At 41.0% G+C, this 1,696-nt stretch carries 1 protein-coding gene; it reads right to left on the minus strand.

Going from position 1 to position 1,696, the window contains the following annotated elements:
- Nucleotides 1–105: 105 nt before the first annotated feature.
- Nucleotides 106–1,641, minus strand: a complete 1,536-nt coding sequence (locus tag EZH24_RS11300) for a hypothetical protein (protein ID WP_137999204.1) — start codon at nt 1,639–1,641, stop codon at nt 106–108.
- Between the last annotated feature and the right edge of the window lie 55 nt (nt 1,642–1,696).

The raw sequence follows: 1,696 nt of genomic DNA on the forward strand, positions 1-1,696 counted from the left end.
ACAAAAAAAGAGGAGGGAAAGTATCTCTACTCTCTCTCCTCGTCAAAGGAAGGATTTTCTCATATCGCTATTTTATCTCAAATAGCAAATTCCGTATTGTCTAAATTAATTATCCATATCTGGCACATCGTATCCAGGATTATAATATCGCTCTGGTTCTCTTATCATATTAAGGTTGTCAGTGTCGCCTTGTCTCGCATTCATATAACCAGGAGTAAATCTTCTTTGAACGATATTAAATTTAGTTTCGCCTAACGCGCTACCTTCGGCAAAAGCTTCTTCGGCAATAGTAACTAAACTTCCGTCTCCCAAAACCGCAACTGAACCTACTCCGCTTACGCCCGTCATTCTCATCTCTGGAGAGCCAGATGTCATATCTAAAGTAGTTTTAGCTATAGTCAAAACTTTATTGTATTGAGCCACTCTCTTTCTCGTATTAATTAGGTAATATTCGGAATTATTGTTCGGATTTTGAGCGAGTCCGATTCCGCCCGTAGCTTCCGTTATGCCAGTTAGCGTTAATTGAAGCTCTGCATCTGCACTATGACTTCCGCTAAACGAATACATAGCTCTTGGTCGGCTGTCATGGATAGTATTTGGAGCAGCCACTACAGTCACTGTAGAGCCATCGAAAGCTACAACTTGAGATTCTCTATAGTCGGATGAAGCATCGTATGGATACCAAGGAACTTTATCTCCGCCTCCCATAGGTTTAGCGTAAGGTCCGAACTTCCAAGTCGTTCCAGAATCTTCAGAGTAAAGAACCAAGATTCCGAAATAACCATGAGTGTTTAGATTAATATCAAGCGCCGTTATGGCTAAAACCCAAGTATTACCGCTTACGCCACCCAATCCGCTTTTCAAATAGAAAGCGTTAGCGTTGAATTGCGGTTTTCTACTATCTGCCATAATAGTTCCGCCCATCTTTTGATTGATATATGCAAGTATGGCTTTATTGACGTTATTTGTAACGTCTTTATTCGTTACTTTATCCAACTCGCCAGCTGCGAATGTTAAATCTGACCACTCGCTCCAAGAAATACTACCATCTGATGAGCTGCCCGCCGTTGCTTTGGTAATTTTTATTTCCGAATTACCATACATACCGCCGCCAGCCGCAGCAACCACTCCAACCGTGTCATCGTTTCCTACGAAAACTACAGGTGCGCCTCTTGAAAGAGTAGGTTCGTCAGCTGCAGGTCCAATCACAAATTCATTGCCAAAATTATTGCCAGAATTCTGGCTATATTGATACATTAATTGAACTCTTGAGTTTCCGTCTATAGCGACATCCCTCTCTCCGCTTCTTCCGAATCTCTTTTCCATTACGGTAAGGATTTTATGCTTTTTACCGTTCAAGTTTCCGAAAGTGGCGATAACGGGACTTCTTCTATAACCGCCGTCTTCAGATACGGCAAGTAGTCTAATCTGTATCATCTCGCCGTTCCAGTTGTTTAGCTCGTCATCCCTCAACAATCCGCCTGCATTAGTGATTTCATTGATTGTATCAGGTGGTCTTTCGAGTCTCAAATCACTGTCACTTGAAGGTCTATTATTACTTTTACAGCTTATGCTGACCCAGACAAGCAATAAAGCTGTAGCTAAAACCATTAGCCTTGTTTTTGCGCTTTGTTTTCTCATAAACAAAACCTCCATAAAGATTAATTTTTTTTATAAATAACGGAAACAATTCATT

The sequence above is a fragment of the Brachyspira catarrhinii genome (genome assembly GCF_005518285.1).
In the GTDB taxonomy this organism is placed as follows: Bacteria; Spirochaetota; Brachyspiria; order Brachyspirales; family Brachyspiraceae; genus Brachyspira; species Brachyspira catarrhinii.

What these genes read in the sequence shown, in the direction of transcription:
- EZH24_RS11300 (WP_137999204.1), bottom strand. Translation starts at nt 1,641, where the DNA reads ATGAGAAAACAAAGCGCAAAAACAAGGCTAATGGTTTTAGCTACAGCT.